The organism is Methanosarcina sp., assembly GCF_035390745.1.
Taxonomy (GTDB): Archaea; Halobacteriota; Methanosarcinia; order Methanosarcinales; family Methanosarcinaceae; genus Methanosarcina.
Map to the genome: position 1 here is coordinate 1 of NZ_DAOOUJ010000098.1, position 7207 is coordinate 7207.

Sequence of the window (7207 nt, forward strand, 5' to 3'; positions counted from 1 at the left end):
ACATCAATCTCTACTTCCAGAAACTCTCCAAGCCCTTCAACTGCATCAAGACAGACAGTAATCTCTCCTGCCCTGAAAATTTCCCTTTTTTTGCGGACTGCGCCGGCTTCAATGAAGCCCAGGGAGTGGAAAATTTTAGCTGCAGCAGTTCCATCCACAGGAGTTTCGATCTCCACTCTGGTTTTGGAAACTTTATCGAGTTTGGGGCCTTTATATGTCAGCACAGACTGTCCGCCCAGAGAGCGGATCCTGAGAGCCTCATCGGTTTTTGCAAAATCACGGTATGGAGCTGCAAAATAGATATCTGACTGTTCTTCAACCCCTATCTTACTTGCCCCAATTTCTAAAAGGAGAGGGCGGATCTTTGAGTGATCCGCTTTTACCTTGACTTCAACTTCGATCATAATTCCAGACATCTCCGGTTAAGTCATGGTTAAATCATGGCTAAACAGTGGTTAATCATGATTCAATCCGTTATTAAGTATTGGGATGCCAGGACCGGAAAAAATCCGGATACTATATCTCAGGTATCTACAGGGACGAATTTGGTGCCGTAGTAGATCATACCGCGTTCGCCGTCTTCCCCGAGCTTTCTGAACACGGACCGAACCCGCGTCCCTATCTGAATTTTATCAGTGTTGCCAACTACCTGAGAAGTTAGTTGAGGTCCTTCGTCCAGTTTAATGATTGCAAGGGTATAGGGGGCCTGACCTTCAAAACCTTCAGCAGCGGTGTGAATCAATGTATAGCTAACTATTTCGCCGGTGCCTTTGAATTTGAAGGGTTCGATCTCACCCATGCGCCTGCAGTTTACACAAACATTGCGCGGAGGATAGAAATATTCCCCGCATCCTTTGCAGTGGGTCCCTTCAAGATTGTACCTGCTGCCGAGGTTTCTCCAGAATCTTGGAACAGAAGACATCGAATATCACCTCTCCCTCGAGAAAATATGTACTACTGCTGTCGCTCCTGACCCTCCGACGTTGTGGGTCATCCCGTACTCAGCTCCTGCTACCTGGCGCTTACCTGCATCTCCGCGAAGCTGGGTTACGATTTCCACCGCCTGTTTTATGCCTGTTGCTCCAACAGGGTGTCCGCAGGCTTTCAGGCCGCCGGAGGTGTTGACAGGAATCCTGCCGCCAATAGCTGTTTCTCCGTTTTCGGTGACAATTCCGCCTTTACCTTTCTCAGCAAAGCCGAGATCTTCAATTGCACAGATCTCAGCAATGGTAAAGCAGTCATGTACTTCAACAAGGTCAATGTCCTTTGGAGCCAGTTTTGCCATTGAATATGCTCTCTTTGCAGCCATTACGGTTGCATCAAGAGTTGTGATATCCCTTCTGTCATGAAGGGCAATGGTGTCGCTTGCCTGTGCGGTTGCCTTAATGTAAATGGGAGTATCGGTGTATTTGTGGGCAATTTCCGCGGGCGCAAGGACAAGTGCTGATGCTCCGTCCGTTATCGGGGAGCAGTCAAAGATATGCAACGGGTCAGCCACCATTATTGACTTCAACACATCATCTACGGTAATTGTGTTTTTGTACTGGGCAATAGGGTTAAAGGATCCGTTTTTGTGGTTCTTTACAGCTACTTCTGCAAGCTGCTCGCTCGTGGTTCCATATCTGTGCATGTGCAGCTTTGCAATCATTGCATAGAGCCCTGGGAATGTTGCTCCTGCCATGCCTTCCCATTCGCGGTCAGCAGCCGCTGCGAGAGCTGAGGATGCCTCTTCAGTCCCTACGTCTGTCATTTTCTCTGCTCCTGCTGCAACTACAATGTCGCTGTAGCCTGAAGCCACAGACATTATAGCCTGGCGAAGGGCAAGACCTCCGGATGCACAGGCAGCTTCCACTCTTGTAGCCGGAACGTGAAGGTTTCTTGAAAGTCCTGAGTAGTCCGCAATGAGAGCTCCTATGTGTTCCTGCTCAATAAAACGGCCTCCACTCATGTTTCCAATATAAAGGGCGTCAATATCTTTTCCGCTTACACCCGAGTCCTCAATAGCGCCTATTCCGGCTTCTACAACTATGTCTCTAAGGGAACGCTCCCAGAGTTCTCCGAATTTGGTATTCTTTACTCCGATAATTGCTACGTCTCTCATTATATTCACCCCGTTTTCAGGCCAGGCGGATCTTTCCTTTGTGCCTGGCGTACATTGCGTAGTCGATGTATACAGGATCCTTGATAAGTTCGGAAACCGTCGGAGCCCTGTTTCGGATTTCCTCAATCCTGTCTGTAACTGTTATGCTGAATGCGTCAGACCCTGCTCCGGACCCGAAGGCAGTTGCAAATATCCTGTCGCCTGGCTTTGCCTGGTCAAGAGTTGCAGCTATTCCCATAAGGCAGGAACCTGAATAGGTATTCCCTATTTTCGGAACAACAAGTCCGGGAGCAATCTGAGCTTTTGTGAACCCGAGCATTTTTGCAGCTTTGCTCGGGAATTTTCCGTTTGGCTGGTGGAAGACCGCATAATCATAATCTTCAGGTTTTGTTCCGAGCTTTTTGAGAAGACCTTTTGCTCCGTTTGTCACGTGCTTGAAGTAGCCGGGCTCTCCCGTAAAACGCCCTCCGTGTTCGGGATAAGGCATTCCTTCTCTTCTCCAGAAGTCAGGGGTATCTGTTGTAAAAGAGTATGTATCTTCAATGATAGCGGCAAGTTCGGATTCTTTTCTCCCGATAAGACAGGCGACTCCTCCTGCAGCGGCAGTGTACTCAAGTGCGTCACTTGGAGCTCCCTGGGAAACATCTGCTCCTATAGCAAGACCGAGATCGACCATTCCTGAGCCCACGAGCCCCATACAGGCCTGAACTGCGGCAGTTCCTGCTTTACATGCGAACTCAAAGTCTGCTGCAGTCATTTCAGGGGTTGCGCCAATAGCCTGTGCTACAATAGTGCTTGTAGGTTTTACAGCGTAAGGATGACTTTCCGAGCCGGTATACACCGCCCCGATTCTTGAGGGATCGACGCCGCTTCTTACCATTGCGTTTCTTGCTGCCTCCACGGCAATAGTTGCTGCGTCTTCATCGATATCAGGTACGGATTTTTCGTATACCATGAGACCATTTTTGAGAGCCTCTGCATCATCACCCCAGAGCCGGGCAATTTCTTCAATTTTTATGCGGTATCTCGGAACATATGCGCCGTAAGATACAATTCCAATGGCCATGCTTTCACCTGTTTTTAGTATTTAGGGTATCTTTCAGGGGGTCATTCCCTTGCGTAGTATTGACTGTATTTTTTCAGTAGCTGCACAATCTGATCGAGATCCATTGTAGTTGCGACCAGAGGAATACGGTCTACTTCCGCCATCTTGACTGCAACAGGTTCGACCTCTTCTTTACGGAGTCCGTGGAGCACAACAGCTCCGGGCTTCAGGTTGGTTACCCGAATGGCTACCAGAGGGGATTTTCCGGTACTGACTTTTGTAAAGATCATGGCTCTGTCCGTACTCCAGCCATAGAGCTTCTGGAACTCGTGTGAAGAAAGTTCCAGGATCGCCCGCTGGCTGTCGACGACAGAAAAACCATATAGAGGCTTTTCAACTCCCTTGTAGACTATTTCGCCTTCAATAAGGTTAACCAGTTTAGCAAGCTGTATCGGGAGAGTATACTCGTAGGTTGAGTAGATTGATTTTGAGCCGCTTTCGGCGCTCAGCATTGATTCATATGCATGAATCTTTTTGCCTCCCCGCTCGAGATCAATTTCAAGCAGAGACTCCACGATCTTCCGGACGATCAGTGTCCCTGGAGACTTTCGCCTCCCGCTTTCATAATCACTGATAACGGAGGGAGAGACCTTAAGGTAATTTGCAATATCTGTCTGGGATATCTCGAAGTTTAGCCTCCACTTCTTCAGGGACTCTCCGGGTTTCTCTGAGAGTGTGATATCTCCAGCCATTTTTTCCGCGAGCCGGTTGCGCAGATTTTCTGAGGAATCATTGGATGTCATGACTTACTTAATCTAAGAGGAAACATTAGCATATATATCTAACGAATGCCAGTTCGGCAATTGTCGCAGAGCGTGAACTATCGCAGAGGAAATCATCATTATCAAAAAATTTATAACATTTGTAAGAGAAATTTGAATGTGATGCCTGCAAATGAAAAGAATCAGGAGATCAGCGTATCAGATCTTCTTCTATATATCAATTGCCCGCGCCGTGTTTACTTTGTCAGCCGCGGATTTGAGCTGTTTCCGGAGATTAACGCTTCACGGCTCGAGAAAATGCTCCTGAAAGAACTCTCTCTGAATTATCCGGAAATTGTGAAAAAGTGTTCGTTAAACGCCGATACCATGCGCGAAGAACTTGAGGCTGCCCTCAGCCAGGCACGTGAAGACCTCCCGATAATGTTTCCAAAAGAATTTGCACACACAGAAAATGGATTTCTGGAAGAGGGGAACGCGCGGGCGAGAGCTAAAATTCCTGAAATTGCAGCCAACCTCATCAAAGGACTTGAAGAATTCGGAAAAGACGCCATGCTTGCGGCACTTACTCCTGTTAAAACGGAGCCCATCATTTCCTCAGAGCGCCTGAACCTGAAGGGATCGCCCTCCAAGATAGTCTGTTTTGAAGGCGTGAATGTCCCATCTATTATAAGGCCCGGAAGCTGCCCTCTCCAGGGCGTGTGGGCATCGGATAGAATACATGTTGCATCACTTGCCCTTCTCCTTGAAGCCGAGTCAGGGAAAGAGATTCCTTTTGGCTTTGTTGAGTATGTGAGTTTCGGGATAGTCAGAAAAGTAGTTATCCGAAGTTCGGACCGCAGAGAGGTATTAAAAATCTGCAGGCGTGTGGAAAAAATAAAAGCCGGATTTATGCCCGAAAAAACGGAAGAGAAGTTCTGTCCTGAATGCACCTTTTCTGAGCACTGCGTTTCGGAGTCTTCCCTTATGTCCAAGTTTTTCTGAACCAGAAAAGGGCGGAAAAGGACTGAAGCATAAAAAGGCAAAAACAAAACTGTTGTTCGGCAACAAGTTGTAAGGACTTTTTTGAGTGCAACTGAACACAGTTTGTATATTTATCAATAACAACAGTTCTTATTTTTTAAGCGTAAGAAAGAACGTAAGTTGAGTATGAATATATAAGTTTTCTCTCCAGAGTCTCAAACAATTCGCCCTATCAAGTAATAATTTTGAAAAAAAGAATCATAAATCAAACATCCTTTCAGATTGTTTGATAACCTGGACATAAAACTTATAAGGAATTAACAAAAAGGAATTCATGAAGTTCAGATGTGCCTTCCAATGCCTCCCTGAACTTCATAAAATCTGCCCTAAGAGGCACAATTTAGTTAGCTCAGCGTATATTTAAGCTTGCCTTATTCTGCCTCCTAGGGAAAAAATAACCAGAACTAGGAGTGAATTAGAATGTTCAATAAAAGGTTTGGAATAGGAATGTTAATTTTGGTAATACTACTGGTTGGTATGGCATTGATACCATCTGTGAGTGCACAAGAAGTCTCAAAGATAAGTGAGAAGCCTTCTGAATTGGAACAAGGGCTAATAGATTCACTGAATTCCAATACAAAAAACTTATCCACAGACGATGTAATTGCGAATTATTTTGAAGCAAACAAAGATAAAATTTCAATAAATGATCTTGCAAAGAACGATACTGTTTCAGATGAAAACAATTCAAGGACATATCAACTAAAAGATGGATCAAAAATAACTTTCACAAATGGAAGTTATTTTTACATTAGTGGCATGGAAGAAGAAACAAATAACAAAAAAATAACTCAAAGTGTTACTGCAACAACAAGCTACTTATATACTCCTATGCTAACAGCATACAAGCATTTCTATAGTACAACTGGCCTGAGACTATTTAGTATCTACGCAAGAGGATATTATGGATATAATGGAAATACTGTAAAAGCTTATTATTATGATTCATGGTACGATAGAGGTTTTGCAAGTATTTGGCAGGTCAGTAACTGGGAAGAAGGCGGGTATGATTATGCCAGCGGCACTCTTTCAGAAATTTATGGCAGGGGAAATTTCCATTGGGGATTTGAATACCAAGGTATCGGCCTAGTTATTCAAGATAAATACATCACAGTTAAATCAACATGCGATAAAAATGGGAATTACCAATTCCTCTGGTCTGCAAATTAACTAAACAATTTTAAAAAATCACTATAAAATATTGGATTGCAAAGTAGTTACTGGGAGCTTTAAGCACAAAGCCCTCAATCTTTTTTAAATAATGAGGGCGTGCTTATCCAAATAACCAGTTGAATTTCTGATCCTAAAAATTGGTTCTGAAACCCCTAATTATAAAAAATAACCAGAGTTTAAACAGAGATATAAATGTAAATAAATTTATCCAAGCTGAAAATTTATTATGGTGAAATTATCATGATGAAAAAATCTTATCAACTACTGTATATCGCTTTATTTACCGTTTTTTTAATGATTAATATTTCAAATTTGCTCGAACCTGAGTTCTCAATTGCTCTTGCAGTGATGATTGCTCTTATATCTCTAATGGAATCTCTCATTCCTTATTTAATTATAATTCTGATCATACGCATTATAAATAAAGACAGCAGATCACCTTAAAATTAACACTAATCTATCAAACGATTTTTAGCATGATATGAATATTGAGGACGGAAACTCAGGAAAAATTAATAGCTTCATGTTTTGAGTGGCTTATATGAGTCGAGAAAATAAAAGCCGGATTCATGCCTGAAAAAACGGAAGAGAAGTTCTGTCCGGAATGTACCTTTTCTGAGCACTGTGTTTCAAATTCGTCTCTTATGTCCAAGTTTTTCTAAACCGAGGCAGATGGGAAAAATTATAGAGCAATGAAAAAAGCAAGTTAGTACATTTCTTAAAAACAACAGATCTCATTTTTTAAGATTAAGAGATGACATGCGTTGAGTACGAATATATAAGTATTCTCTCCACGGCCTCAAACAATTCGACCTATTAAGTAATAATTCCGAAAAAAAAATCATAAACACAACATCCTTTCTGATTGTTTGTTAACCTAAACAGAAAACTTATAAGGAGTGAGGTAAGAGAGATTTATGGAGTTCAAATAAACTTTCCAGGTTCAGCCGAACTCCATAAAATACGCCCTAAGAGGCATGAGTTATGTTAGCTTTGCGTATATTTAAGGCTTAGCTTATCTGATTCGGACTCCTAGTGTCCTGACCATTTAATTATTCCACATAATATTTTGACATTTTCTCATCT

The 7207-nt window shown here is 43.1% G+C and carries 7 protein-coding genes; 2 read left to right on the forward strand and 5 right to left on the reverse strand.

Going from position 1 to position 7207, the window contains the following annotated elements:
• The 5 genes from cyaB to PLL47_RS14150 form a co-directional block, all read right to left on the reverse strand.
• The coding region (gene cyaB / locus PLL47_RS14130) for a class IV adenylate cyclase (RefSeq protein ID WP_324447088.1) at positions 1-404 on the reverse strand (404 nt) is incomplete at its 3' end.
• Between the two features lie 119 nt (positions 405-523).
• Positions 524-922, reverse strand: coding sequence for a Zn-ribbon domain-containing OB-fold protein (locus tag PLL47_RS14135; protein WP_324447090.1), 399 nt, complete (start codon positions 920-922; stop codon positions 524-526).
• 6 nt (positions 923-928) lie between these two features.
• Entirely contained in the window at positions 929-2101 is a 1173-nt protein-coding gene (locus PLL47_RS14140) for an acetyl-CoA acetyltransferase (RefSeq protein WP_324447092.1), read from the reverse strand.
• Positions 2102-2117: 16 nt separating this feature from the next.
• On the reverse strand, positions 2118-3167 hold the full coding sequence (locus PLL47_RS14145; protein WP_324447094.1) for a hydroxymethylglutaryl-CoA synthase: 1050 nt from the start codon (positions 3165-3167) through the stop codon (positions 2118-2120).
• 41 nt (positions 3168-3208) lie between these two features.
• Complete coding sequence (locus PLL47_RS14150; protein ID WP_324447096.1) at positions 3209-3949, reverse strand: helix-turn-helix domain-containing protein; 741 nt, start codon at positions 3947-3949, stop codon at positions 3209-3211.
• Between the two features lie 141 nt (positions 3950-4090).
• On the opposite strand from PLL47_RS14150, the gene PLL47_RS14155 reads away from it, so the two are divergent.
• Together PLL47_RS14155 and PLL47_RS14160 are read left to right on the forward strand one after the other, a co-directional pair.
• Positions 4091-4909: a CRISPR-associated protein Cas4 gene (locus tag PLL47_RS14155; RefSeq protein ID WP_324447097.1), complete on the forward strand. Its 819-nt coding sequence runs from the start codon at positions 4091-4093 to the stop codon at positions 4907-4909.
• Positions 4910-5368: 459 nt separating this feature from the next.
• On the forward strand, positions 5369-6118 hold the full coding sequence (locus tag PLL47_RS14160) for a hypothetical protein (protein WP_324447100.1): 750 nt from the start codon (positions 5369-5371) through the stop codon (positions 6116-6118).
• Positions 6119-7207: the final 1089 nt, after the last annotated feature.

What these genes read in the sequence shown, in the direction of transcription:
- PLL47_RS14160 (WP_324447100.1), top strand. Translation starts at nt 5,369, where the DNA reads ATGTTCAATAAAAGGTTTGGAATAGGAATGTTAATTTTGGTAATACTA.
- PLL47_RS14155 (WP_324447097.1), top strand. Translation starts at nt 4,091, where the DNA reads ATGCCTGCAAATGAAAAGAATCAGGAGATCAGCGTATCAGATCTTCTT.
- PLL47_RS14150 (WP_324447096.1), bottom strand. Translation starts at nt 3,949, where the DNA reads ATGACATCCAATGATTCCTCAGAAAATCTGCGCAACCGGCTCGCGGAA.
- PLL47_RS14135 (WP_324447090.1), bottom strand. Translation starts at nt 922, where the DNA reads ATGTCTTCTGTTCCAAGATTCTGGAGAAACCTCGGCAGCAGGTACAAT.
- PLL47_RS14140 (WP_324447092.1), bottom strand. Translation starts at nt 2,101, where the DNA reads ATGAGAGACGTAGCAATTATCGGAGTAAAGAATACCAAATTCGGAGAA.
- PLL47_RS14145 (WP_324447094.1), bottom strand. Translation starts at nt 3,167, where the DNA reads ATGGCCATTGGAATTGTATCTTACGGCGCATATGTTCCGAGATACCGC.